The 23,938-nt window shown below is 57.9% G+C and carries 22 protein-coding genes; 17 read left to right on the plus strand and 5 right to left on the minus strand.

Going from position 1 to position 23,938, the window contains the following annotated elements:
• The 3 genes from MTR64_RS18660 to MTR64_RS18670 all read left to right on the plus strand — a co-directional run.
• A partial coding sequence (locus MTR64_RS18660; RefSeq protein WP_243996020.1) for a hypothetical protein occupies positions 1 to 265 on the plus strand: 265 nt, incomplete at its 5' end.
• A 785-nt stretch (positions 266 to 1,050) separates the two neighbouring features.
• On the plus strand, positions 1,051 to 1,560 hold the full coding sequence (locus MTR64_RS18665) for a hypothetical protein (RefSeq protein ID WP_243996021.1): 510 nt from the start codon (positions 1,051 to 1,053) through the stop codon (positions 1,558 to 1,560).
• Positions 1,561 to 1,619: 59 nt separating this feature from the next.
• On the plus strand, positions 1,620 to 2,207 hold the full coding sequence (locus tag MTR64_RS18670) for a recombinase family protein (RefSeq protein ID WP_243996022.1): 588 nt from the start codon (positions 1,620 to 1,622) through the stop codon (positions 2,205 to 2,207).
• On the opposite strand, the gene MTR64_RS18675 is transcribed toward MTR64_RS18670, so the two are convergent.
• Complete coding sequence (locus MTR64_RS18675) at positions 2,195 to 2,506, minus strand: hypothetical protein (protein ID WP_243996023.1); 312 nt, start codon at positions 2,504 to 2,506, stop codon at positions 2,195 to 2,197. The two genes, MTR64_RS18670 and MTR64_RS18675, sit on opposite strands and share 13 nt — an antisense overlap.
• An 83-nt stretch (positions 2,507 to 2,589) precedes the next feature.
• Here MTR64_RS18675 and MTR64_RS18680 point away from each other — a divergent pair, with 83 nt between their 5' ends.
• Both MTR64_RS18680 and MTR64_RS18685 read left to right on the plus strand, forming a co-directional pair.
• On the plus strand, positions 2,590 to 2,862 hold the full coding sequence (locus tag MTR64_RS18680) for a hypothetical protein (protein ID WP_243996024.1): 273 nt from the start codon (positions 2,590 to 2,592) through the stop codon (positions 2,860 to 2,862).
• Between the two features lie 636 nt (positions 2,863 to 3,498).
• Positions 3,499 to 4,065, plus strand: coding sequence for a CDP-alcohol phosphatidyltransferase family protein (locus MTR64_RS18685; protein WP_243996084.1), 567 nt, complete (start codon positions 3,499 to 3,501; stop codon positions 4,063 to 4,065).
• Here the strand turns inward: MTR64_RS18685 and MTR64_RS18690 are convergent.
• The gene (locus MTR64_RS18690) at positions 4,019 to 6,247 is read right to left on the minus strand and encodes a tetratricopeptide repeat protein (protein WP_243996025.1); all 2,229 of its coding nucleotides are present in this window, start codon (positions 6,245 to 6,247) and stop codon (positions 4,019 to 4,021) included. The two genes, MTR64_RS18685 and MTR64_RS18690, sit on opposite strands and share 47 nt — an antisense overlap.
• Positions 6,248 to 6,266: 19 nt before the next feature.
• A complete protein-coding gene (locus MTR64_RS18695) occupies positions 6,267 to 6,929 on the minus strand; it encodes an ABC transporter ATP-binding protein (protein ID WP_243996026.1) in 663 nt (220 codons plus the stop codon).
• A 209-nt stretch (positions 6,930 to 7,138) separates the two neighbouring features.
• Here MTR64_RS18695 and MTR64_RS18700 point away from each other — a divergent pair, with 209 nt between their 5' ends.
• The 12 genes from MTR64_RS18700 to MTR64_RS18755 all read left to right on the plus strand — a co-directional run bounded on the left by MTR64_RS18700 (position 7,139) and on the right by MTR64_RS18755 (position 22,398).
• The gene (locus MTR64_RS18700; RefSeq protein ID WP_243996027.1) at positions 7,139 to 8,461 is read left to right on the plus strand and encodes a glycosyltransferase family 4 protein; all 1,323 of its coding nucleotides are present in this window, start codon (positions 7,139 to 7,141) and stop codon (positions 8,459 to 8,461) included.
• A 321-nt stretch (positions 8,462 to 8,782) separates the two neighbouring features.
• Positions 8,783 to 9,808, plus strand: coding sequence for a polysaccharide biosynthesis/export family protein (locus tag MTR64_RS18705; RefSeq protein WP_243996028.1), 1,026 nt, complete (start codon positions 8,783 to 8,785; stop codon positions 9,806 to 9,808).
• A 48-nt stretch (positions 9,809 to 9,856) separates the two neighbouring features.
• Positions 9,857 to 10,747: an FkbM family methyltransferase gene (locus tag MTR64_RS18710; protein WP_243996029.1), complete on the plus strand. Its 891-nt coding sequence runs from the start codon at positions 9,857 to 9,859 to the stop codon at positions 10,745 to 10,747.
• On the plus strand, positions 10,744 to 11,901 hold the full coding sequence (locus tag MTR64_RS18715; RefSeq protein WP_243996030.1) for a hypothetical protein: 1,158 nt from the start codon (positions 10,744 to 10,746) through the stop codon (positions 11,899 to 11,901). The genes MTR64_RS18710 and MTR64_RS18715 overlap by 4 nt, the downstream gene beginning before the upstream one ends.
• Positions 11,902 to 11,921: 20 nt before the next feature.
• Positions 11,922 to 15,614, plus strand: coding sequence for a glycosyltransferase family 2 protein (locus MTR64_RS18720; protein ID WP_243996031.1), 3,693 nt, complete (start codon positions 11,922 to 11,924; stop codon positions 15,612 to 15,614).
• 2 nt (positions 15,615 to 15,616) lie between these two features.
• A complete protein-coding gene (locus tag MTR64_RS18725; RefSeq protein WP_268741015.1) occupies positions 15,617 to 16,417 on the plus strand; it encodes an ABC transporter permease in 801 nt (266 codons plus the stop codon).
• A complete protein-coding gene (locus MTR64_RS18730; RefSeq protein WP_243996033.1) occupies positions 16,414 to 17,631 on the plus strand; it encodes a lipopolysaccharide biosynthesis protein in 1,218 nt (405 codons plus the stop codon). The genes MTR64_RS18725 and MTR64_RS18730 overlap by 4 nt, the downstream gene beginning before the upstream one ends.
• A gap of 43 nt (positions 17,632 to 17,674) precedes the next feature.
• Positions 17,675 to 18,238, plus strand: a complete 564-nt coding sequence (gene rfbC, locus MTR64_RS18735) for a dTDP-4-dehydrorhamnose 3,5-epimerase (protein ID WP_243996034.1) — start codon at positions 17,675 to 17,677, stop codon at positions 18,236 to 18,238.
• Between the two features lie 4 nt (positions 18,239 to 18,242).
• Positions 18,243 to 19,301: a dTDP-glucose 4,6-dehydratase gene (gene rfbB / locus MTR64_RS18740; RefSeq protein WP_243996035.1), complete on the plus strand. Its 1,059-nt coding sequence runs from the start codon at positions 18,243 to 18,245 to the stop codon at positions 19,299 to 19,301.
• The gene (gene rfbD, locus MTR64_RS18745; RefSeq protein WP_243996036.1) at positions 19,298 to 20,191 is read left to right on the plus strand and encodes a dTDP-4-dehydrorhamnose reductase; all 894 of its coding nucleotides are present in this window, start codon (positions 19,298 to 19,300) and stop codon (positions 20,189 to 20,191) included. Before rfbB ends, rfbD begins: the two co-directional genes overlap by 4 nt.
• Before the next feature lie 5 nt (positions 20,192 to 20,196).
• Positions 20,197 to 21,066 carry a glucose-1-phosphate thymidylyltransferase RfbA gene (rfbA, locus tag MTR64_RS18750; protein WP_243996038.1) on the plus strand — a complete coding sequence of 290 codons (870 nt, stop codon included), beginning with the start codon at positions 20,197 to 20,199 and terminating at the stop codon, positions 21,064 to 21,066.
• Positions 21,067 to 21,114: 48 nt separating this feature from the next.
• Positions 21,115 to 22,398: a glycosyltransferase gene (locus tag MTR64_RS18755; protein WP_243996040.1), complete on the plus strand. Its 1,284-nt coding sequence runs from the start codon at positions 21,115 to 21,117 to the stop codon at positions 22,396 to 22,398.
• 12 nt (positions 22,399 to 22,410) lie between these two features.
• Here the strand turns inward: MTR64_RS18755 and MTR64_RS18760 are convergent, their stop codons facing one another.
• Both MTR64_RS18760 and MTR64_RS18765 read right to left on the minus strand, forming a co-directional pair.
• Positions 22,411 to 23,616: a beta-ketoacyl-[acyl-carrier-protein] synthase family protein gene (locus tag MTR64_RS18760; RefSeq protein ID WP_268741016.1), complete on the minus strand. Its 1,206-nt coding sequence runs from the start codon at positions 23,614 to 23,616 to the stop codon at positions 22,411 to 22,413.
• Positions 23,616 to 23,930: an acyl carrier protein gene (locus MTR64_RS18765; protein WP_243996044.1), complete on the minus strand. Its 315-nt coding sequence runs from the start codon at positions 23,928 to 23,930 to the stop codon at positions 23,616 to 23,618. Before MTR64_RS18765 ends, MTR64_RS18760 begins: the two co-directional genes overlap by 1 nt.
• Between the last annotated feature and the right edge of the window lie 8 nt (positions 23,931 to 23,938).

Below are 23,938 nucleotides of genomic sequence, written 5' to 3' on the forward strand. Positions count from 1 at the left end.
CCTGCTCACAAATTGGAGCCTCCGGAAAACCCGGGGCGCTTCAGTCGCTGCGCAACATGGCGGCGTGAGTAGCGAGGACGATTACGTGATCGTAGTTGCGGTAGTCCTCCGGCAGTTCCTCGATCCGGCGACTGACCGAGCTTCGCCACGCATCATCCTGACTACTGATCTGGACGATGATGGGCCGGGTGCCCCGCTTGGCGGCTTCCCGTTCGATGTCCCGCTGAAGTTCAGAGAAACGCTCAATGCGCTCGACAATGAATAAAGTCCTACCTTTATTCGCAGTGATACCTTCGATTTGCCTATATGTTTTCCCGCTACCAGCGGGGGATTCATCAATGTGTATTTTCATGCAACTCCTGTGTTGTTAATTTGATGTCTCCTTATATAACTTGTTATATGGCGCGCGCAATATTATTTCGTCCGTTCGCCAGTCTATTTGGATGTGTCCGCTCTATTTCTCCAAAAGAAGTAAGAATTACGACGGACACGACGTGTTCAATTCAGCTCTTTCAAAGCAGGTCTGGCAGCGAGAGACTGAACTTCGATACGTCGCTTGCGGCGGAGCGAAGTTTGGTCACGAGTTGCCACGACCTTGCCTATGGTCAGATAGATTTGGATGCGGGCCTTGGGCCCGCTGCTAAATCTGGGTAACCATGCCCGTCATAATGGAAGGGTGGGCGTTTCAGCGCAGCGGGGCTGCGCCCAGAAGCGCTCTTCCGAACCCTTGGAGAAATCCCGACATCACAAGCGATGCCGGCGATTTCGCCGGGTTCGTTTTTGTGAAGATGTCGTTTTTTCGAGGTGGACCAAGATGAAGGCAGGTCATTGCCTCGTTCCCATGTCTATGAAGGAAAAGGCGACCGTTAGGGCGCCCGACCCGGCTAGATCGGCGAACGGACACCCATTCCATAACCCTCCCCCCCCCCCCAAAGGCCTCTCAAACGGCCCGGAAAACCGTCAATCTGACCGTCCGGATTTTGCCATTCCAGATATGTTTGATTTAGGGATGGCCGTTAACTGGCGAAGGACTAATGTCCGGCCACTATGATGCACGGCCCAACAGATATGTGGAATGACGACAACGCCATCTATGACGATGGCGAATGGATCACTTGGACTGAGATCAACTCGCACCTCGAACGGTTGGAGTTGGAAGCCCAATATCCCAACGCCGACATCGAACTGGTTCCAGTCTTCGAAGAGCTGCTGTCAACGGCCCAGCACTATCACCTCCTCACCGGACGCCACCTCCAAGTCTATGGCGACCTCGGCGAACTCTACGGGGCGATCACCTACGGGATCAAACTCCACCGCAACTACGCGCAAGGGTCGGATGGCAGGCTCGGCAACGACCTTGTGGAAGTGAAGACCATCACGCCCTTCAAGAGCAACAACATCGTCACCCTCAATCTCAAGCGCAACTTCAGCAAGGTGCTGATCGTGAAGATCGATGCCGACTTCGAAGTGCAGGGTAAGATGATCGACCGCAAGGCGCTCCCCAAGGTGAAGGGCGACCAACTCCAACTCAACTGGGATGACTTCAAAGGCGATGATTGATCGCACATTCCGATTATATTTTGTTCAATAATCGCCGGAGTCGATGTATAATACATGCGATGAAGCGCATCGCCCTCTACACCCGGGTCTCAACCGATCAGCAAACCACCGAGAACCAGCGCCTCGAACTCCTCGCCGTCGCCCAGCGGAATAGCTGGGAAGTCGTCGCAGAGTTCACCGACCTCGGCATCAGTGGTGCAAAGGGACGGGATCAGCGTCCCGGCTACGATGCCTTGATGAAGGCAGTAGCCCGCCGTGAGATCGACATGGTGGCGAGTTGGGCAGTGGATCGCCTCGGACGCTCACTGCAAAATCTCGTCGGCTTCCTCACCGAGATCAATGCGAAGGGTGTCGATCTCTACCTGCACCAGCAGGCTCTCGACACATCAACCCCAAGTGGACGCGCGATGTTCGGCATGCTGTCGGTGTTCGCCGACTTCGAGCGCGAGATGATCCGCAGCCGGATCATGGCTGGTCTTGCCCGCAGTGAGAAGAAAGCTGGTCGTCCGCGCCTCGATCCGGACAAGGTTGCTAAGATCGAACGCGCCCTGCTTCGCGGGACTTCGATCAATGAGACTGCGCGGAAGCTGCGCGTCGGCGTCGGCACGGTGCACCGGATTAAGGTGAAGCTGGATCAGGCTGCCTGATTAGGCTCGGCCAAGCCATTCAGCCACTCATAAAAGTCACCGTCTACGAGTTCGTGCTCGATCTCGTATTGAAGTTGCGCAAGATATTCCGGCGGCAACGGCTCACCACGACACAACGGGCAGTCATCGTCGTATTGGCCAAAATGGTGCTCGCGCTGACGCTCCTCCTCCTCTTTCTTTTTCTTCACCGCTGCTCGAAGTTGCTCGAAGCGTTCCTTGCCAAGCGTCGGAACAGGCTCCCCCGATGGCAGGCGACGCACTTCATCACGTTCGTGGTTCTGATCGTCAGCCATGATCATCAAGCCTCCCCTTCAACCGAGTCACCATAGCACATGCACGACCTGTCACCTTGAGCTATGATCTAAGCTCAAGGAGCACCGACATGGACGATGAGGACCCCAACATCGTAGTTTCTGATCTCTCCCGGATCGTCTCCGAGAAGGGCATCACCGTCGATGTCTCAATCTTCCGGCTCGAAGACGAGACCGAATGGACCCTCGAAGTCATCAACGAGTCCGGCACCTCTATCGTCTGGACAGACCTCTTCGATACGGAAGAGGAAGCCTTTGCTGCCTTCCAGCATGTGCTTGAGGACGAGGGCATCGAAACGTTTCTCGACGATAATTGCGGCCTGACGCCGCATACCATTCACTGATCCACGATCTGAAAAGCGTCGCTAGCCGATTGACGAAAGTCCGATCTGTGAGACGCTGCCGAAATGATCGACAAGAACGCTCCGAAGATCGTCGATGCCAACGGTCTGACATCATCCGGCACCACCCCTAAATGCCCCGGCCAAGCATCCAGCGAACCGTCCCCGGTTCAGTTCCCGCTACCGGAATCGCATCACGCGGAACCCCAACCCATTGAGGTGGAACCAGAACCGGAATCGAACCCCACCCCGAAACTCGGCTCCGAGGTCTGGCAGTCTCCCGCTACCCGCTCCAGCCGCCCTCCCAAGAGGTCTGAAAACGCTATCGCACAGTTCGGCAAAGCTGTCCTCGCCCGGCCATCCGTCGAGCACGATGCGGATATCGTCCTCAGCCGGGAAGTGCCGCCGCGTCTGACCGCGGATATCCTTCCATGCCCTTTTGAGGGCAGACAGCACCGGCCAGAGAAACCACTTGCAAAATTCGCAGCCTCTGCCCACGCCAATGGTGGGGCAAGCTGTTATGGCAGCCATCCAACAGGAGTTGCGATGATCAGAATAAACGAGGCGATTACCGGCCGGTTCGAAAAACCGCTGATTGGCGTTCTCTGTCAGCGGATGCCGGGATGGGTAACTTCGGATATGCTGACTTCTCTTGGTGTGGCGGGAGCGGCAGTTTCGCTTTGTGGCTACTGGGCCTCGGCCAGCGATGCCGGATGGTTATGGGTGGCGATTGGCGGTCTCGCAATCAACTGGCTCGGTGACAGTCTCGATGGTTCACTAGCCAGGCACCGCAACGCAGAGCGGCCCAGGTATGGCTTCTTCATCGATCATATGACGGACACCCTGGCAATGGCGCTGATAGCGATCGGTATTGGTTTGTCGCCATATGCCGACCTTACTTGTGCAATGGCCGTACTTCTGGCCTATTATGTGCTCGTTATCTTTTCGATGGCTAACTGCATCGCCACAGGCGTATTCCGGATTACTTTCAACGGCGTCGGCCCTACCGAGATCCGTCTGGTGATCATGGCGTGCACTGCAAGTGCTGCTCTGATGCCGATACCGAGGTATCAGGTTGGGATTTATATGCTGACGGTTTTCGATTTGATCATGCTGGTGTTCGCGGCAGTCATGATGGTCATGTGTGCGCAGCAGGCTATCAAGACAGCCCGTGCTTTGGCCGTAGAGGAGCCCCCGCTGCCGTAATTCCGGGCCGTGGCGTCCAAGGCCGGTCCGCGCTGCGGGCGATGTAATCGATGATTTGCGCTTTTTCGAGCGGACGGAATGCCTGGTACACAGCATCGCGAGCCCACCAGGGGCTGATCCCGGGTTCGTCGCGTATGGCCTCTCCCCACTTGTGGTAAAGAGCCCGCAATTCCTCCTGATCCCAGGCCACCTTCTTCCTGTTGTCGTTGACGCCGCGGGTCAGTGATTCATGGTGGATCAGTTCAATTCCCGGATCATAGAGCACTGTGCGGCCCAAGGCGCGCACGGCCAGGCACAGATCGACATCATTGTAGGCGACGATAAATCGAACCGGATCCAGACCGCCCGCTTGCACGTAGAGATCTTTGCGGATTGCCAGAAACGCACCGGTCACCGAACTGCACGCATGGCAATGGTCGAAGCGCGGGTCAGTGGCAGCGTTCGACAGTCCTGTGCCTACACCATCGTGAATTGGTGCGCCTTCGTTGAAACCGAAGATCATGCCGGCATGCTGGATACTGCGATCAGGGTAGAGCAGGCGGGCGCCCACGATGCCCACATCTTGCCGTTGCAACTGTATGCGAAGGCGATCGTCCCACCCCTCCGAGAGCATTTCGATATCGTTGTTGGCCAGAACAAGAATCGGTTCGCCGCTTTGCCCTGCCGCCAGATCGTTGAGCGCAGCCCAGTTGAACGGCGTATCGCAATGCAACACGGCGAAGCCGGTGCGTGACGCCAGTTGGCCCAGCAGGACTTGTGTCTGGGGTTCGGCGCTGCGGTTGTCGATAATGGTGAACGAGAGCAGTTCAGGTTGGCTGGCTGACTGGACGAGCGTGTCAATCGCCAGGTTTAGCTGAACGGCGCAATCGCGCGTCGGTATGATGACCCGGATTGGATCACGGCCTGTGGCAAAGGCGCCCTGCGTAAGGGGCGGCCGGCCGGGGCGGTATGTCACGCACAGAGGGGCGTCAGCCAAATTGCCGCTACCAGGCTCGGCACCATCGCGGGGTTGTGACCAAATTGGCATGTCCTCGCCATTTTTCGGGGCGATTTTGGCTCGTTCGGCGATGCTCCCGATGGCAGCAAGAGGCAGAGGGATGTGTGCGATCCGCGCCCCCACACCGAGCGAAAGCAGTATGCGGCGACGGTCTTCGCAGGCGAGCGGGCCGTCCCTGCTGGCGTTGCGCAACGCGATCAGCGGGGGAGGCACAGGGGATGCGGCAAGGCGATCCATATCGAAGACCCCGTGCACCTCAGGTGCGGCGTGACTGAGGTCCTTGTCCCAAGCGTGGCTGCACCAGTCCCAGTCGCACGTGGCAGCCTGGGCCTCCGTCGTCGAGAAGGTATGAATAATCCAGCCTAATGCCTCCGGGTCCAGCCAGGTGCCTGCAGTGAGATATGCCGATATGGCCGCTGATTGTAGGGGGGCACGCCCCTGATCATGAGCTGAAATGAAAGTGATGCGCGGATCAACGGTGGCGAGGCTGGCGACGGGATGCTCCATCCCTTTGTCATCCACATGGACAATCACCTGCCAATCACTGTGTGTGGATGCCAGCAGGCTTTCCAGCGTCATTCGCACGAAGGAAGGTGCAGCGGAAATGCCATCGACCTGTATCAAAACCGGGCCGGTTCCGGCAGGTGGCGTTGGTGCCGGGATGGTCATGGCGGGGCGAAACGAGGCATAATCGGAAAGGCCATGACGTTCAGCCGCCTGTTTTCGTCTGTTCTGGCGTGCCAGTGCTGCTTCTCGATCTGCCACATCGGCGCGCAGAGCCTGCCGGATGCGAGCCAGCAGTGAGGGCGGCAGATCCGGTAGCAAGCGCGAATTCCATAGCGCGTCGAATGCCCCTTCGTGCAGTGGGTCGCGGGAAAGCGCGCTTTCAAGTGCGGCAAGGGCGGCGTCCGGTGCACCGCGTGACATCTGGAGCAGTCCCAGATGGAATGGTGCATCCGGGTCGTCCGGAGCATCCTCGGCAGCGCGGCGATAGGCGTCCTCTGCGTCGGCGATGCAGTGCATTTCCTTGAAGGCGTGGCCGAGCTGTATTCGAAGATCCGCCCTCCCGGGATTGCGACGGAGGATGGCTGAATAGGCGTCAACTGCGCCCTGCCAATCGCCAGCGTCTGCGGCGCTGTGAGCCCGGGCGAGCAGGGTACGCAATCGCGGGCGAACCGAAAACATGGGAAAGGTCCGTGATCCGTTAGATGGCACGCATCTGCAGTGCGTGGTGCACTTCACACGCTTCGGCCACGGTGTCGTAGAAGGTTAGATTGCCGCCAAAAAGCACAGCGCCCCGCTTGCAGTAATGCTGGAGCGTGTAGGGGTCGTGTGAGATCATGATGATCGTTCCGTTCTGGCGGCGTTCGTTGAGCGCATCTTCGCAGCGCTGGCGAAAACGCGCATCGCCAGCAGCCGTCACTTCGTCGATCAGATAGCAGTCAAAACGGATCGCCAGAGAAGCGCCGAAGGCAAGGCGAGCGGTCATACCGGCGGAATATGTCATTACGGGCTGATGGAAGAATGGCCCTAGCTGCGCGAAATCCTCGACGTAATCCAGGACCGCCTGCTCGTCGTGCTGGTAAATTCGCGCTATGAAGCGGACGTTGTCGGCGCCGGTCAGCTTGCCGTCGAAACTGCTCGCGTAACCAATCGGCCACGACGTGGACATTGACTTGTGCACAGTGCCGGTCGTCGGATGTTCGACACCTGAAATCAGCCGCATCAATGTGGATTTGCCTGCACCGTTTGCCCCGCAGATGCCGATGCTGTCGCCTCTGGGGATCTGGAACGAGACATTGCTGAAAACGGTCTTGTTCATCCCGCGAAGATGGTAGACTTTTGAAACGTCTTCGAACGCAATCATCGGGCAATTCACCGTTATCATTGTAACAGGCAGGTTTCTGGTAAATCTGCTCGATTGCCTGTTGCACAGCCGGGCGTGTATCGCAATCCGAGGCTTTTGCACAATGCTGGCAAGGCCATCCAAACGAAGTGGCTCAAGTGAACGGCAGACCACTTGCTTGCTTGTGCCAGCTTGATTAGAGCGCCGGTGTGCCAATTGCAGAGAGCGGGATGACAGCTAGCCGGATATTCAGTCCTGAAACGATCCGGATCGGAATCGACGGCTTTAATCTTGCCATGCCCAAGGGCACCGGGGTCGCTAATTACGGGATGAACCTGGCTCGAGCCGTCAAGGCTGGTGGCCATCCGTTGGACGGTGTGTTTGGCCTGGATGCTGGCCGTGTCGAGGAGGGGCGCGAGGTAGCATTCTTCGATCTGCTTGGCCGGGAGATGCCGGTCAGGCCCAAGGCCGTGGCCGCTGCGGCGGCGCGTGCGCTTGCGGGAGTACGGCTGCAGGAAGTCCCGCTTACTGACCGGGTCGAGAAGCGGGCCTTCGCGGATCGATTGCCCAATTTTGATCGCATCTTTACATCGGCATTGCTGTTCCAGGCCGCGGACGTGCATTTCCGCGTGACCCGCTCGTTCCTGAAAGTGTCGATGCCGGACCCGCCTCAGGTCATGCATTGGACGTATCCAGTGCCCGTGCGCATGGTCGGTGCCAAGAATATCTATACCTTGCACGATCTTGTTCCGTTGCGGATGCCCTATGCCACGCTGGATGAAAAGGACATCTACAGACGGATTATCAGTGGCTGCCTGGCGGCCGGAGACCGGATTTGCACGGTCTCCGAGGCCAGCCGGCGCGATATCATGGAAACCTTCAACGTACCTGCGGACAAGGTGGTCAACACCTACCAATCGAGCCCCGTGCCGGACGAGGTCTCCCAGACCGACCCTTCCGAAGACGCGTCGATGATACAGGGGCTGTTTTCGCTGGAGCCCAAGAGCTATTTCCTGTTCTTCGGAGCTCTTGATCCCAAAAAGAATCTGCCGCGGATCATTGAGGCTTATCTGACGAGCCATTCGCAATCTCCCCTGGTTATCGTGGGTGCGCGTGACTGGGGCATGGCGGGTGAGCGCAACGCGCTGGCGTCGGGCGTCAGGGTGTACGGGCATCAGGCGAGCGGGCGAATTGTCCAGCTGGATTACATGCCGCGCGCTCTGCTGTGCCGAATGATCCGCAATGCCAAGGCGGTTATCTTCCCGTCGCTTTACGAAGGATTTGGCTTGCCGGTGCTCGAGGCGATCCAATTGGGCACTCCGGTGATCACTTCAAATGTTAGTTCGTTGCCGGAAGTCGCGGGAGACGCCGGGCTGATGGTCGATCCCTATGATGTGCGGGATATCGCTGCAGCCATCCGGCAGATCGATGACAATCCTCTGCTTGTTCAGTCGTTGCGAAACGCTGGCGTTCAACAGGCGGAGTTGTTCTCGGAAGAGAATTATCAGGGACGGCTGGAGCACTTGTATTCGACCACTCTGGGCGCCGGATGACCGTGAGATTTCGACTTGATGTGTTGGCTCTTGCCGGGGTGTTAATTAGTCTTGCCTTGAGGGGCGGTCTTGGTTTTGTTCCAAAAAAACGATCTTGTTGTTCCTGCCCTATTTTGGCAGACGCGCGCTGTGGATTGCGGAATTTCAGATCTGTGCAAGTTTGAGGATTTTATGATTTCTCGCTTTCCGAACGACCTTTTCCGGGGCGGTGCCGTGGCTGCGCGCACCCTTCGCCTTTTGCCGTTGGTTTGCGCGACGATGCTAGCGGGGTGCGCTGCTCTGCCAAACAATGGTCCCACTGTCGGGCAGTTGGAACGTTCCGTGAAAGACGGCAGCGTCGGCGTTCATCCGGAGCTGGTGCCGCTCGATGTGAGTCTTGTGGCGGATGCGGGGGGCGACCCCGAAATTTCTCCTAGCCCCTTCGCGATGTTGCCGGGCGATGGCAGCGCCTACAGGCCGGAAGTAGTCTATCCGAGCGACGTCCTGAGCGTCACGATCTTCGAAGTGGGTGTGACGCTATTTGGTCCCCAGGCCACGTCGCTGGCGCAGGCTGGAACGCCTACTGCAGGTGGGCAGACGATCGCTGGCGTACGGGTGGACGACCAGGGTGTCATAGACCTGCCATATGTTGGCACCCTTGCCGTCGTTGGCCTCACGCCCAGGGAAATTGCGCAGAAGATCGAGCAGCGGCTTAGCGGCCTGTCGCAAAGCCCGCAGGCGGTCGTCTCTGTTGTCAGCAGCGTAAAGAGCGCAGTCAGCGTGATGGGGGCAGTGGCCCACAGTGGTCGCTATCCCCTGACTGTGGCACGCGAAAGAGTCCGCGACATGATAGCTGTTGCGGGCGGTATCGCTGCCGACCCTGAAGACATCGTCGTGCGATTGACCAGGCAGGAACGCACTGTCGAAATGCGCCTGAGTGATATCAAGGCAGGGTCCGCGGACGATGCTTATCTGGCTGCGGGTGACCAGCTTGAATTGCTTCGCCGCCCGCGCACCTTCACTGTCTTCGGCGCGGCAGATCGAGTGTCGCAAGTGCCATTCGGTGCAGACAAGGTAAACCTGTTGGAGGCAATTGCGCGGGCCGGCGGGCCTTCGGACAGCCGCGCCAACCCGCGTGGCGTATTTCTCTTCCGGTGGGAAAATGGGACGGGGACGGAACCGAAGCCGGTCATCTACCGTCTGGATATGATGCAGGCGGGCAGCTATTTTGTGGCCTCCCAATTTGCGGTTCACGACAAGGACGTGCTGTACTTCGCCAATTCGGCGTCCAATCCGCCGACCAAGTTCATCTCGATCATCAACCAGTTGTTCTCGCCTTTCGTGACGGCCAAGGCGCTGACGCAATGATGACGCTGTCAGGCTGCTGATTTAATGCCCTTGTTCGGCCGCAAGTCCATGGAGACGAAGAAAGATCCGGGCGTGGATGGGGCGGGGGCGGCAGTGCCTGCCTTTGCGTTGAGCGACTTGCGTCCCCATCTGCGCGCGCGCAACGAACGCTTGTGTCGCAGTCTGTGCATGAGCACCTATCTTGGTGACTACTTTGGTATTCTGCGCGTTCTGTGCAGGGTTCTCGGGCGTTACAAGATGTACGTCGACCCAAACGATCACGGGCTTTCGCCTCACCTGATTCTCGACGGCTTTTGGGAAATGGCGACGACGGAGGCTGTCGCGCAATTGATCGAGCCAGGGATGGTCGCCGGCGATGTGGGCGCCAACCTCGGTTATTTCACGCTGCTCATGGCAGACTTGGCCGGGCCGGATGGCAAGGTCTTTGCCTTCGAACCCAACCCGCAAATGGCATTCCGGCTTGAGCGTAGTGCCAAGCTTAGCGGCCTTGCTGAGCGCATTGAGGTTTGCGAGGTCGTCTTGTGTGCCGAGAATGACCTCGTGGTTTCGTTTCTCATGCCCACGGACGAACCGAAGAACGCTTATGCCAGACCATTCGACGGCGAGGAACTGACCGGATCGGTGCTGATGCAGGGTCAACGGCTGGACAGCAGGCCCGAGTGGCGGAACATTGAGTTTCTCAAAATAGATGCCGAGGGTTCGGAGCAATGGATCTGGAACGGGATGGACGGTCTTCTTGATGGCGGGCGGTTGCGTACCATTGTGATTGAAGTCCGGCTGTCGCGCTATCCAGAGGGCATTGGCTTTCTGCGCCAGATCCTCGACCACGGCTTTAGCATGGCGCGCATCGATGATGTCGATGGCATTGTGCCCTTGCTCCTGGATGAGGCATGCAATCTGCCATCTGACGAAGATGTCATGCTGGTGTTCCGGAGATGACCCCCCCCGAAGATCCAAGACCGGCCGTCAGAAGGGTGGTCGAACCGTTCGTTTATTTTCGCGACCACGCGTCGGCCATTCCCGGGTTGGGCGGCAAATCGCGCAGCCCGAATCCAAACTATTGTTTTCACTCTAACTATTTCGAATATCTACCCGGGGTGGTGCTGTTCCATATCCGCATTCTCGATGCGCATTCGACCCGCGGTGAGTTGGAAGTGCGAGTCCATGGTTATCGCCCGGACAATCCTGATCTGGGGATCAAGCTCGTGGCCGGCACGCGGCTTTCGCTCGTCGATATTGGGCAGGATGTTCTGGAATTGACAGTCCGGATCTCAGCTATTCCCGGCGTTCATTATGCAGTCTTTGGGCACTATACCGAAGCAGCGGATTTGCGCGCGACAGCGATCGATATCGAGGCGGAAGAGTGCGGCGGAGAGAGTGCAGAAGATTATGGCGACGCTCAGGCGCCCGAGATAGCCTTCAAGGCCGTTCTGCCCGAGGCAGTCGCCTCATTGGTAGCGGACCGTCCATCGTCGTTGTCTATGCCTGGATCGCAGGCCTGCACGCTGGCTCAGGTCCAAAGCGATGAATTGATGATGGGTTGGCCTCAGCTGGTGGCCGGCCATGACGCGGATGGAGACCTATTGACGCACTGGCGGCAGGTCTACGTGCTCCAGGTGTTGGAGCGGTTTGGTTTCCTGGGCGTCGGTGCATCAGGCGTGGCCTTGGGTGCCTTGCCCGACGGGCTGGAAAACCTGCTGCATACGCAAGATTGCCTGATGGCGGCGCGCACAATCGAGGAAGTGGCTGATCCAGCGCTGACCTTGCGTGGCAGTGGCCATTTCGATTTTCTGATCTGCCTGGACGGAAGCGCGTATTTTGACAGTTTTGGCGGGTTTTCAGCCTTCGTAAAAGCCGCAATGCGGCGTGTTCTGAGCGGTGGCATCGTCATACTCGTGTTTGATTTTCATGCGCATCCAGCTGTCGAGGCTGATGCGGGACGTTGCGTGTTGGCACGTTTCGAGATCGAACGCCTGGCATTGAGTTTGATCGGTCATGGGGCAACGGTTGCCCAACTCGGATTCCCATCCGGTCGCGGAACAGACGTTGCACCAGCAGCGATCGTACCGTTCGGACTGGCCGTCCGCAGGTAAAAATTGGAAATCGAGAGAGCATGGCTCGGGAAATCGGAAACGGCATGAAGAACACGCTAATGGTCAAATTGGGCCGTGCATCGCGAAGGCAAGCGATGGATTGCCGTGCCCGCGGGGACGAGGCACGCGACAGCCGCGCTTGGGCAGTGGCAGCGGACCATTACGAGGCTTATCTTGTACACAATCCGGAAGATTTCGGTATCCGGGTTCAGTTGGGCCATATGCGCAAGGAGGCGGGAGCGCTCCAGGCGGCCGAAGCAGCCTATGCACAAGCATTGAAGCTGCGTCCCGACGATGCAGACTTGCTGCTTAATCTTGGCCACCTGAGCAAGCTGCAGGGTCGGCTTGAGGATGCAGCGCGCTATTATGTGAAAAGTGCGCGGCAGGTTCGCGGCGGATATGCCATGGCTGAATTGCGCGGTGGCTGGTTGCCTGAGGACGTGCGGCAGCGCTTTATGCAGGAACTGGATACGCGTGATGCGGCGACCGAAAAGGCGCTGCAACGCGTAACCAAGGGCGCGCGGGTAAGCGAAGGCTGGGGCCTTCATTCCGATCGTGCAACTGGCGGCGTGGTTTTCGGATTCGATCCGCGCATCAAACTGGAACTGTCCGCCGAGGTGCGTGCAGCGCCTGTCGCAGTGATCGAGATTGAATTCGATCGGGTCGGGGCCTTCTCGTGTCCTGCCGGGGTACTTTACCTCGATACCGGTAAAGGGTTTCGCGAAGAGGATCGCCTTGACGTAATTTATCCTGAGGGCGAAAGGTGCAGTCTGACACTGTTCCTTGCTGCACCGGCTGCGATCCGCCAGGTCCGCTGGGACCCGACCGAGTTGCCGCAGGGTGGCATTTCCATCAAGCGCATAGAGGTCAGTGGCATTAGCGACCTCGACATGCTGGTTGAGCGCGTCAGTGCAGAAGACGTCGTGTGGACGTATGACTACAATCGCACTGCCCCCGAAGAAATGCGGCGCTGCTTTGGCGCCTTCTTCGCGCACAGTCCGCTGACCGCCGACGACTTTGCGGTGCTGCAGGGCTTCTTGCCGACATCATCGGATCGTGGGCGGGACTATGCCCACTGGTGCTTTCGCTACGCTAATCCGGGCGTGGAGGAATACGAGCGAATGAAGGTGATGATCGGCGAAATGACTTGGCGGCCGACGTTTTCGTTCGTCATGCCGGTCTATAACACGCCACCGCACCTACTGCGCGAAGTGCTCGACGCGATGCTGGGCCAGAATTATCCTGATTTCGAGATTTGCATCGCCGACGATTGCAGCAGCAAAGCGGAAGTTGCTAAGATTCTCAGGGAATATGCAGACCGCTATCCGGCAGTTCGTTGGGTTCGCCGGACGCTGAACGGACATATTTCAGCGGCTTCTAACAGCGCGCTTGATCTGGCTAGCGGCGATTTCGTTGTGCTCGTCGATCATGACGATCTGATTCCGCCCTATGCGCTGTTTGTGGTGGCGGCTTATATCAATCGCTTCCCTGATGCGAAGATCCTGTTCAGCGACGAGGACAAGATAAGCCTCACGGGTGAACGGTTCGATCCCTATTTCAAAAGTGCCTATAACGAATACCTGATGTTCGGGCACAACATGGTTAGCCATCTGGGCATCTATGATCGCCAGCTTCTGACCGATGTCGGCGGCTTTCGCATGGGCCTGGAAGGAAGCCAGGACTACGACCTGTTCCTGAGGGCGTCCGAGCGCATAGATCCGGCGCAGATCATCCATATCCCGCATGTGCTCTATCATTGGCGCCAGGTGCCCGGCTCCACGGCCATCAGCGCAAACCAGAAGGACTATGCTGAACTTGCCGCGCGCAATTCGATCAATGGTCATTTCGAGCGCACACGCATGCCGTTGCAGTCGGTCGCCGGGCACGCTCCCGGAAACAGCGCGATCACGCCGAGGCGCGAATATGCGACGCCGGTCAGCATCATAATTCCGACAAGAAACGGTCTGGAACTCCTGCGATCCTGTATCGACTCGATTGTGGAGCGGTGCCCGGCCAACGTCGAGATTTTGATCGCCGATAACGACAGTGACGACGCGGCCACTTTGGCATTTCTCGAAGAGGCGCCTTCGCTCTACAAGCAGGTGCAGCTGCGTGTCGCCCGGACGCCCGGGCCGTTCAACTTTTCCGCTATCAACAACCAGGCCGCAGCGGCAGCAACCGGCGAAATCTTGTGCTTCCTCAACAATGACACAGAGGTTTTGGCGCCTGGCTGGATTGACCGCGCCCGCGGATTGCTGGCGATGGACGACGTAGGGGCAGTAGGCGGCAAGTTGCTGTATCCGGACGGGGCTATTCAGCATTTTGGCCTGGTCACCGGGATGTACGGCCACCGTGTCGCCGGTGGAGTGCATCTGTTCCAGCCGGCGGACGGTTATGGCTATTTCAGCAAGCCTTGCATGATCCAGGAATTTAGTGCTGCTACGGCGGCATGCCTGTTTGTGAGCAAGGACATGTTCGATGCCGTGGGCGGCTTTGAAGAGGAACTGGCTGTCGCTTACAACGATGTCGATCTGTGCCTGAAAGTGCGGCGGATAGGCAAACGGGTCCTGTGCGATCCGTCCATCCGGTTGCTTCACAAGGAATCGCGTTCACGGGGCAGCGATGCCTCCAAAATCAAGCGCGAACGCCTGGATCGCGAAGCGGAGTGGATGCGGAGGCGCTGGGGCAAGACGCTCGATGAGGATCCGTTTTTTTCACCGAACCATTCACTGGACCGGCCAGACTTTGCGCTGGCCTATCCACCGCGCCAGCAGTGGCCATGGGAACTTGGCGATACGGACGCGCCGCGGGTGGCGCCGGGAAAAATGGCACGGGCTCCGCAGTACTTCGGGCGCAGAGAGCGGCCAGGCTGCGGGTTCCTTGCGGTTTGCGCGATCATGAAAAACGAGGCGACCAACATCGTCGAGTGGCTGGCTTATCACCATGCTCTGGGCGTGGAGAAATTCTACCTTTATGATAATCGCAGTACAGACCATGTAGGCGAATTGCTGCAGCCTCTGGTGGCGCAAGGCATTGTCGAAATCATTCCCTGGCCAATCAATCCCGGGCAGCTTGAAGCCTATGATGACTTTGCTGACCGCTATGGCGCGAACTGGACCTGGACAGCATTCATCGATGCCGATGAGTTCATCAATCCTTACGGATTTGAATCGATCACCTCGTTTCTCGGCGGGTTCGAAGACGCTTCTGCTGTTGCAGTCCAGTGGATGAACTACGGCCCCAATGGCCACGATACGCCACCGTCGGGTTTGCTGATTGAGGCTTACACCAAGCGCTTTGAAGACTTCAATCCGATCCATCAGCACGTAAAGACGATCGTGCGGATGGGGGATTATGTGCGTGCCCGGTCGCCGCACAGCTTTTGGGTGAATGGACGCGTCGTCGATGAGTACAATCAGGAAATCGATGTGAACGCCGGTGATTACGCCATTATGCCAATTCGTGCGCACACAGGCATTTGCCTTAATCACTATTATACTCGGTCGCGCGCAGAATGGTACGCGAAGGTGGCACGCGGCATGGCAGATTCAGCGGCCAATGCACCCAATCGGCGTGATCCTGCATGGATCGAAGCCTATGAGCGCGAGGCGCTGTCCGAGGATCACACTATTACACGCTTTTCCGCAATGACGCGCGAAGTCATCACCAATTGGGGGTACGCCGAAGGCCCCTCCCTCAGTCCGGTAGATTGAGCATGCCTGCTTCCCCCCAACCCCCGGGGCAATCCCCTCTTGCAACACAGCTTGCGGTTCTTAAAGCATTGATAATGCGGGAGCTTCACGTCCGATTTGGACGTGACAACATTGGCTACCTATGGCTGATCGGTGAGCCGATGATGCTCGCAACAGTGATCAGTACGGTGCATTATGTGGCCTCTGTTGATGAGGGCTTCACTTCCCTGGCGCCATTTCCGTTTACGCTGGTAGGATATTGCCTGTTCATCATTTTTCGCGGGATATTCAATCGCGCAGAAGGTGCAATCGAGGGCAATAGTTCATTGTTCCACCACAAGATGATCAAGCCGATCGACATCATGATCGCCAAAGCGGTGATCGAGTGCCTGGGCTGTGTGTCTTCGCTCATCGTTTTGCTGACGATCGGCATTCTCCTTGGCATTGCTGATCCTCCTGCACGGCCACTCTATCTGATGTTCGGGGCGTTGCTGGTGACGTGGTGGTCATTTGCGTTGTCGCTGATTGTGGCCGGAGTGACATATGGCAGTCATGCGCTGGGGCGGTTTGTGCACCCTATTTCGTATTTCATGGTGCCATTGAGCGGTGCATTCTGGACTATGTCGTTCCTGCCGCTCAAGTTTCGTGCATTCATGGCGTGGAACCCGATGGCAACCATGTTTGAAATTGCCCGGTATGGTCAGTTTCGCTGGGCGTCGGCGGACTACATGTTTCCCGAGTATGCCATCGCAGTTTGTGCCGGATTGACCTTTGTGGGTCTCGTGCTGATCCGGAAGTTGAAATACAAGTTGCAGGTTAGTTGAGTAATTATCTTTATTTTACAAAGGTTTCCAGTAAAATGAGTGGGATCATCCGACCGGCGGGCGCGTCGCAATATGACGTGGAAGCTGCGGCAAAAGGGCGCTGGAGTGCGGCACTGTATGCCTACCGCTGGTTCTTGGGCCTGGTTATCCTGCCGACCGCCCTGGTGGCAGCCTATTACTACCTGGTTGCATCGGATCAATACGAATCCCGGGCGGATTTTGTGGTGCGCAGGGCGGGAGCAAATGCAACTGGTGGTGCAGGCGTCGGCCAGATCCTGGGCTTCAGTATAGGTGCGAGTGAATCCCATTCGGAGGCGCGGATAGTTGAGGACTATCTCCTGAGCCAGGATGCCGTGTCCCAATTGCGAAAGGAAGATTCGCTGGTGGAACGGTTTCAGCGCGATAGCATCGATCTGCTGAGCCGCCTTCGGCACAAAGAGCCCACGCCTGAAGATCTTCTCAGGTATTACAACAAACATGTGACAGTCGAATTCGACGCGGACAAGGGTATATCGTCGCTTTCCGTAAGGGCTTTTCGACCTGACGACGCATATGCTCTGGCGAAGAAGTTGCTCTCTATGGGGGAGGCGCAAGTAAACCGCATCAACGAGCGTACAAGCAGTGACGCGGTGAGCGCGGCGTCTCGCGAACTCGCGGCTGCCGAACAGGACATGTCAAAGATCCAGACCCAGATGACGGCCTTTCGCCGTATTCATGACGATATCGATCCGGCTGGGACCGGGAAGGCCCAGATTGGATTGGTGACCGAGTTGACGGCAAATCTTGCCATGGCCAAGGCCAACTTGGCCGCAATGGAAGGCTTTGTAAGCCATGCGAGCCCTCAATACCGGGCACTTGCTGCACAGGTGCATTCGCTTGAGATGCAGGTTGCGTCGCAGAGCTCAAAGCTTGCCAGCACTGGCGGCGGGAACACTATCGCCACCAAGCTGGGTTCATACGAAGAACTCGGCATTCGGCAGGAGTTCGCGGGCAAAAGGTATATCGCTGCTGCTGCTGCTTATCAGGAGGCGCTGGCGGAAGCGCGCAAGCAGCAGCTTTACCTGATAAGTGTTGTTCAGCCGAATGTTCCGGTAAAATCATTATTTCCGGAGCGAGGTCGTATAGTTATGACCGTATTTTTCTCTCTCGCAATAGCTTATGCCATTGGATGGTTGATGGTTGCCGGTGTAAGGGAGCATAGTGTTTCAAGTTAATATTCTATTTATTGTTCTATATTTTCTATTTAGGTGAGATGTAATGCAATTTGTAGAGCTGTCCATTCCCGGCCTGCTTGAAATTCAGCCAAAGCGGTTGGGGGATGAGCGCGGCTATTTTTCGGAAATTTTCCGTCTTGCTGAATTCCGGAACCGCGCCGGCGATTGCGATTTGGTGCAAGAGAATGAATCGCTTAGTGCGCGGGTTGGTACGGTACGCGGACTGCATTTCCAGACGGTCCCGTTCGCGCAGGGAAAACTGGTACGGTGTACCCGTGGCGCGATTTTCGATGTGGCTGTGGATCTGCGTCATGACTCGGAAAGTTACGGAGCCTGGGCAGCCGTCACGTTGTCGCCGGAGACAGGAAATCAGTTGTGGATCCCGCCAGGCTTCGCTCACGGGTTCTGCACGCTCGTTCCTGATACCATCGTGAACTACAAGGTTACTGCTGTCTATTCGCAACCGGACGACAAGGGGGTCGCATGGAATGACCCGGCGATCGGGATTGAATGGCCGGCGCAAGCGGACCCAGAGACGCTTTCTGCCAAGGATCGCCAGCAGCCTCTGCTGGCTGACTTGCCACCCTACTTTTCAATGAAAGGCTGACACCGTGCGCGTAATTGTTACAGGCGGGGCCGGGTTCATCGGTTCGGCGGTGGTGCGGCACCTCGTGCTCGACAAGGGCTATCAGGTACTCAACATCGATGCGCTGACCTACGCCGGCAATCTTGCTTCACTAAAAGCAGTGGATGGGCACAACGGTTATGCCTTCGCCCATGCCAATATCTGTGATCGCGCGGTGATGGAGCAGGCATTCGCAGATTTTCGTCCGGATCGGGTGATGCATCTGGCCGCCGAGAGTCATGTGGATCGTTCCATCACCGGTGCCGCGGATTTCGTGCAGACCAATGTGATCGGCACCTTCACGTTGCTGGAGGCCGCGCGCGGCTACTGGATGGGGCTGGAATCGCAGGCGAGAGATGCATTCCGGTTTCTTCACGTCTCGACGGACGAAGTCTATGGCTCGCTTGGCGATGAGGGCCTGTTTGAAGAAACGACGCCTTATGATCCCTCGTCTCCCTATTCGGCGACCAAGGCCTCTTCCGATCACCTCGCCAAGGCATGGCAGCGTACATACGGATTGCCGGTGATCGTCTCGAACTGTTCGAACAATTACGGGCCATTCCACTTTCCGGAAAAGCTGATACCACTCACCATACTTAATGCGCTCGCCGGACGGCCGCTGCCGGTCTACGGCAAAGGTGAAAACGTGCGTGACTGGCTTTTCGTTGAAGATCATGCCCGAGCGCTTGATCTGATCGCAGAACAGGGGCGGCTGGGTGAGACATACAATGTCGGCGGCCGCAACGAACGCCGCAATATCGATGTGGTGCGTCAGATCTGTGCGGTTCTTGATCGCATGGTGCCTGGCAGCGCGCCGCGCCATGAACTGATTGAATTTGTTACCGACCGTCCTGGTCATGATGCGCGCTATGCGATCGATGCCACCAAATTGGAGGAGGAACTCGGCTGGCGGGCGCAGGAAAATTTCGAAACGGGCGTCGAAAAAACCGTTCGCTGGTATCTTGAAAACGAGTGGTGGTGGCGTCCCCTGCGCGACAGTTATGATGGCCAGCGGCTTGGCCTGACCGAGCCGCAAAAGGCATGAGGTTCGTTGTAACCGGTCACAATGGCCAGGTCGTGCAAAGCCTGATCGAGCGGGGCGGAGCAGCCGGCCATGTGGTCGTGCCCGCCGGGCGGCCCGAATTGGACCTTGCGAGCGGGAACGCGGCGGCAATCCTTTCTGCACTGGAACGCACGACGCCTGATGTGATCGTATCGGCCGCAGCGTACACTGGGGTCGACAAGGCTGAGAGCGAACGCGAGCTTGCGTTCGCCGTTAATGCGGCCGGTGCAGGGCACGTTGCCGCTGCTGCGACGGCTCTCGGCGTGCCTCTGCTGCACCTTTCGACCGACTATGTGTTTTCAGGCGAGGGTACGCGGGCATGGAACGAAGATGACCCGCCCGGGCCAATGGGCGTTTACGGTGCATCGAAGCTTGCGGGCGAACGGAAGGTGCTGGCCGCCAGTCCGAACAGCGCTGTGTTGCGCACAGCTTGGGTTTACAGTCCGTTTGGCGCGAATTTCGTGAAGACCATGTTGCGCCTTGCAGAAAGCCGCGAAGAAGTGGGAGTGGTTGCGGACCAGTTTGGCAATCCGACAAGTGCGCTGGCCATTGCCGATGCGGTTATCCGGGTGGCTGGGAACCTTGCTACAAGCGATGATCCCGCCATGCGGGGGGTGTTTCACATGGCGGGCAGTGGCGAAACCAGCTGGGCCGGACTTGCGGAAGAGATTTTTGCCCTGTCGGCCGCGCGTGGCGGCCCCACGGCGCGTGTTCGCCCAATCTCGACGGCGGATTATCCGACAGCGGCCGCCCGCCCTGCCAATTCGCGACTGGACTGCTCGCGGCTTGCCGCCGTCCACGGGCTCCGCTTGCCCGATTGGCGGTATTCGCTGACGGAAGTAATCGACCGCCTCGTGGCGCAAAGGACGTAATGGCTATGAAGGGTATAATTCTTGCGGGGGGGAGTGGCTCGCGGCTCTATCCGATGACCATGGCTGCATCCAAGCAATTGATGCCGGTCTACGACAAGCCGATGATCTATTACCCGCTGACGACACTGATGCTAGCGGGCATTCGTGAAGTTCTGATAATTACGACGCCTCACGACGCCCCCATGTTCCAGTCCTTGCTCGGTGATGGTTCGCAATGGGGCATAGAACTTATCTATGCTGTGCAACCTGAACCAAAAGGGCTGGCGCAGGCCTACACGATCGGTGCGGATTTCGTCGACGGGGGGCCTTCTTGCCTCGTTTTGGGTGATAATATCTTCTTTGGTCACGGCTTGCCCGGCATCCTCCGCAGCGCGGCGAGGCGAAAATCGGGTGCTACCGTGTTCGCTTACCATGTCGCTGATCCGGAGCGGTATGGCGTCGTCGAGTTCGACGAACAAATGCGTGCCATCTCGATCATGGAAAAGCCGGAACAGCCCCGATCCCACTGGGCCGTAACCGGGCTGTACTTTTACGACGCGCAAGTCGTCGACATCGCAGCAAACCTGGCGCCTTCGCCGCGCGGAGAGCTCGAGATCACCGACGTGAACCAAGCCTATCTGGATCGCGGTGAACTTAATGTCGAGGTCATGGGCCGGGGATATGCATGGCTGGATACGGGTACGCCCGACAGCCTGCTCGAGGCCGGAGAATTTGTTGCAACGCTCGAACGCAGGCAGGGCATGAAGATCGCGTGTCCTGAAGAGATTGCCTGGCGGTTGGGCTTCATAGACGACGCAGGCCTGGAGCATTCAATCGCGCGCCACGGTAAGAGTGCCTATGCGCGTTATCTGGAAGGGGTGCGGCGGCAAGATTGAGGATGGATCTGTGGATCGCATTCTTACCCTTTCGCTCTGAAAGCAGTCATGTCGCGCATTATTGCCTACGATCTCACGCGGCTGTTCATTGGGCCGCTCTTTTTGACACCGCGAGGGATTGACCGGGTTGATCTGGCATTAGCACTGCACGTCTTCGAGCACGAAAATACGCGCAACCTGGGGATCTTGCCCACTCCATGGGGAACACGCGCCTATCCGGCGAAGGTGGTTCGCCAGTTGCTGGAGAAGTTGCAGCAGCTCTGGTCCGAAGACCTTGCCGGTTCTCGCGACCCGCAATTACAGTTTTTGATTGAACGGATTCAAGAGCCCTTTGCGGTACACCAGGTCACGGCTTCTCCAGCACGGCTTTCGCTGGCTGGCAAAGTTCGACGGATTGTTGACTTGCTGCTCGTGACGGGCTTGAAACTGGGCCGTTCTGCGAAGAGGTCAGTGCCCCGTGGTGCGGTCTATGTGAACATTGGACAACTCGGTCTTGCCGTACCGATATTTCACGCTTGGCTCGAAGAGCGACGCGATCTTACTTGCGCAATCATGCTGCATGATGTCATTCCATTGGAATACCCGCATTTGGTGAGCAAGGCAGCGGTTGGTCATCACGCCCGTATGGTGAAGACGGCTGCACGCCATGCGGACTGCCTCCTTTTCAATACCGAATACGCGCGTGCTGGAATAGATGCTGCGCTGCAGGAGTATGGGCGGATCGGAGTGCCTAGCCTGGTGCGTTCGTTGCCCTTGCCTGATGCTTATGCCGAGGCGGAAATGAGCGTGCCGGAGCTCGACAATGTGAACTATTTTCTCGTGGTTTCGACTATCGAGCCGCGGAAGAATCATGATTTGCTGTTGCGCGTCTGGAAGCGTCTGATCAAACGCATGGGGGTTGAGGCACCTCACTTGATCGTGGTTGGTGCGCGTGGCTACGATTCAGAACGCATTCTCGCGCCGCTTGATCACGACCCCGTTCTCCAGGCGCACGTGCATATTGTTTCGGGACTTTCCAGTGCTGCCTTGGCGTCGCTCACGCTGGGGGCAACTGGCATGTTGTGTCCGTCGCTGGCTGAAGGATTCGGGCTGCCAGTGCTGGAGGCGAATGCCCTGGCTGTTCCGACTGTTGCATCCGATATTGCAGCACATCGCGAAGTTGGAAATGACGCGACCATATTTCTGCCAACCGATGATGAAATCGGCTGGGAACGGGCGATCACTGGTCTCCCTGCAACCGGGCAGCGGCGGGGCGTTCCCATTGCGGCCAGCCTTACCGAGCAGGCCTACTGCGATGACGTGCTGGATTTCCTGACCGAGATGAAAATCTGACCGCGGGAGCGCTCAGTTCGCGCGGCCAACAATCAGGGCAGCATTGATTCCACCGAATGCGAATGAGTTGGACAAGGCGGCGTCGAACGAATGGCCGGCGGGCTCGTCGAGCTGGATGTTCAGGGCGCATTTGGGGTCAATACCGCGGCAATTTATTTGGGGCGGGATGGTTTGTTCTTGCAACGCGCGAATCGTGATCAGCAGCTCCAGCGCCCCGGAAGCACCCAGGGTATGGCCAATGATGGGTTTGCTGGATGACAACGGTATCGTGTCGAGACTGTCACTAAAGACTGCCCTTAGTGCCAGCGCTTCGTTGATATCGTTGGCGACAGTTCCCGTTCCGTGGGCGTTGATGTAGCCGATTGCTTCAGGCGTCAGCCCGGCATCGGTAAGAGCCGCGGAAACTGCACTTGCGGCACCGTCAACGTCCGGTTGAACCATGTCACGGGCATCGCTCGACGTTCCGAACCCGGAAAGCCAAGCCTGTGCCCGGCCGCCACGCGCGAGCAGGGCATCCTCGGACTCGAGGATGCAGATGCCGGCGCCTTCGCCAATGACCATGCCGCTGCGACCGACTGAAAAGGGTCTGCATGCATCGGCAGTGAGGACACGCAGATATTCCCAGGTGCGCATCGTTGCCGGAGTCAGGCATGCTTCCGCACCGCCGGTGATGGCGCGGTCAATCAGCCCGGATCGAATTAACTGGGCCGCAATGCCGATCGCCTGACTGGCAGAAGCGCATGCGCTGGTTACCGCGAAGGTCGGTCCCGTAATGCCATGGGCAATACTGAGGTGGCACGAGGCGGAACTTGCCATGCCCCGGGGGACTGCAAACGTATCGAACCGCTCGCCGGAATAATAGGCGCGGCATCCGTCATCAAGAGTGCCAATCCCGCCGGCACCGGTTCCCAGGATTACCGCTGTCCTGTTGCCAAGCAATTGTGACGGGGCCAGTCCCGCCGCTGCAATGGCTTCGCGGGCGGCCACAACCGCGAATTGCGCGTGGCGGTCACAGGTGCGCAAGGAAGCTTCATCTATGTGCACAGCCGGATCGAAGGAGCTCACCGCCGCGCCGATATGGATGCGATTGCCGCGAGCGTGCTCTAATACGATGGGCCCTACGCCTGAGCTGCCTGTACGCGCGGCTTCCCATAACGCATCAATGCCTATGCCAGTGGCACTGATAGCACCCATTCCAGTCACTGCAACACGGTGCATCAGGAGGTTGAGCCCGGTGCTGAGGTCCCTTCCCGGATTAGCACGGACAGCAGTTCCACGAGATCTGCAACATATGTAACGTTGCTCAACTCGTCGCCCATCGGAATATAAACGTTGAAGTTTTCTTCCATGGCAAAGAGGATGTCGACCATGTCCAGGGACGCGATGTTCAGGGAATCCAGGGTGGCGTCAGGCGTCAGTGCTGTCCGTTCCAGCTTGGTCGATGTGACGATGATGTCGAGCAACTGGTCTACTGTGTAGGGCTCGGGCAGATCCGGCCATTCAGCCGGCGGAAGAGAGTCGGTGGTTGCCATGCGAAAGT

Source organism: Novosphingobium album (ex Hu et al. 2023), assembly GCF_022832385.1.
In the GTDB taxonomy this organism is placed as follows: domain Bacteria; phylum Pseudomonadota; class Alphaproteobacteria; order Sphingomonadales; family Sphingomonadaceae; genus Novosphingobium; species Novosphingobium album.

What these genes read in the sequence shown, in the direction of transcription:
- MTR64_RS18665 (WP_243996021.1), top strand. Translation starts at nt 1,051, where the DNA reads ATGCACGGCCCAACAGATATGTGGAATGACGACAACGCCATCTATGAC.
- MTR64_RS18670 (WP_243996022.1), top strand. Translation starts at nt 1,620, where the DNA reads ATGAAGCGCATCGCCCTCTACACCCGGGTCTCAACCGATCAGCAAACC.
- MTR64_RS18675 (WP_243996023.1), bottom strand. Translation starts at nt 2,506, where the DNA reads ATGATCATGGCTGACGATCAGAACCACGAACGTGATGAAGTGCGTCGC.
- MTR64_RS18680 (WP_243996024.1), top strand. Translation starts at nt 2,590, where the DNA reads ATGGACGATGAGGACCCCAACATCGTAGTTTCTGATCTCTCCCGGATC.
- MTR64_RS18685 (WP_243996084.1), top strand. Translation starts at nt 3,499, where the DNA reads ATGCTGACTTCTCTTGGTGTGGCGGGAGCGGCAGTTTCGCTTTGTGGC.
- MTR64_RS18690 (WP_243996025.1), bottom strand. Translation starts at nt 6,247, where the DNA reads ATGTTTTCGGTTCGCCCGCGATTGCGTACCCTGCTCGCCCGGGCTCAC.
- MTR64_RS18695 (WP_243996026.1), bottom strand. Translation starts at nt 6,929, where the DNA reads ATGATTGCGTTCGAAGACGTTTCAAAAGTCTACCATCTTCGCGGGATG.
- MTR64_RS18700 (WP_243996027.1), top strand. Translation starts at nt 7,139, where the DNA reads ATGACAGCTAGCCGGATATTCAGTCCTGAAACGATCCGGATCGGAATC.
- MTR64_RS18710 (WP_243996029.1), top strand. Translation starts at nt 9,857, where the DNA reads ATGGAGACGAAGAAAGATCCGGGCGTGGATGGGGCGGGGGCGGCAGTG.
- MTR64_RS18715 (WP_243996030.1), top strand. Translation starts at nt 10,744, where the DNA reads ATGACCCCCCCCGAAGATCCAAGACCGGCCGTCAGAAGGGTGGTCGAA.
- MTR64_RS18720 (WP_243996031.1), top strand. Translation starts at nt 11,922, where the DNA reads ATGGCTCGGGAAATCGGAAACGGCATGAAGAACACGCTAATGGTCAAA.
- MTR64_RS18725 (WP_268741015.1), top strand. Translation starts at nt 15,617, where the DNA reads ATGCCTGCTTCCCCCCAACCCCCGGGGCAATCCCCTCTTGCAACACAG.
- rfbC (WP_243996034.1), top strand. Translation starts at nt 17,675, where the DNA reads ATGCAATTTGTAGAGCTGTCCATTCCCGGCCTGCTTGAAATTCAGCCA.
- rfbD (WP_243996036.1), top strand. Translation starts at nt 19,298, where the DNA reads ATGAGGTTCGTTGTAACCGGTCACAATGGCCAGGTCGTGCAAAGCCTG.
- rfbA (WP_243996038.1), top strand. Translation starts at nt 20,197, where the DNA reads ATGAAGGGTATAATTCTTGCGGGGGGGAGTGGCTCGCGGCTCTATCCG.
- MTR64_RS18755 (WP_243996040.1), top strand. Translation starts at nt 21,115, where the DNA reads ATGTCGCGCATTATTGCCTACGATCTCACGCGGCTGTTCATTGGGCCG.
- MTR64_RS18760 (WP_268741016.1), bottom strand. Translation starts at nt 23,616, where the DNA reads ATGCACCGTGTTGCAGTGACTGGAATGGGTGCTATCAGTGCCACTGGC.
- MTR64_RS18765 (WP_243996044.1), bottom strand. Translation starts at nt 23,930, where the DNA reads ATGGCAACCACCGACTCTCTTCCGCCGGCTGAATGGCCGGATCTGCCC.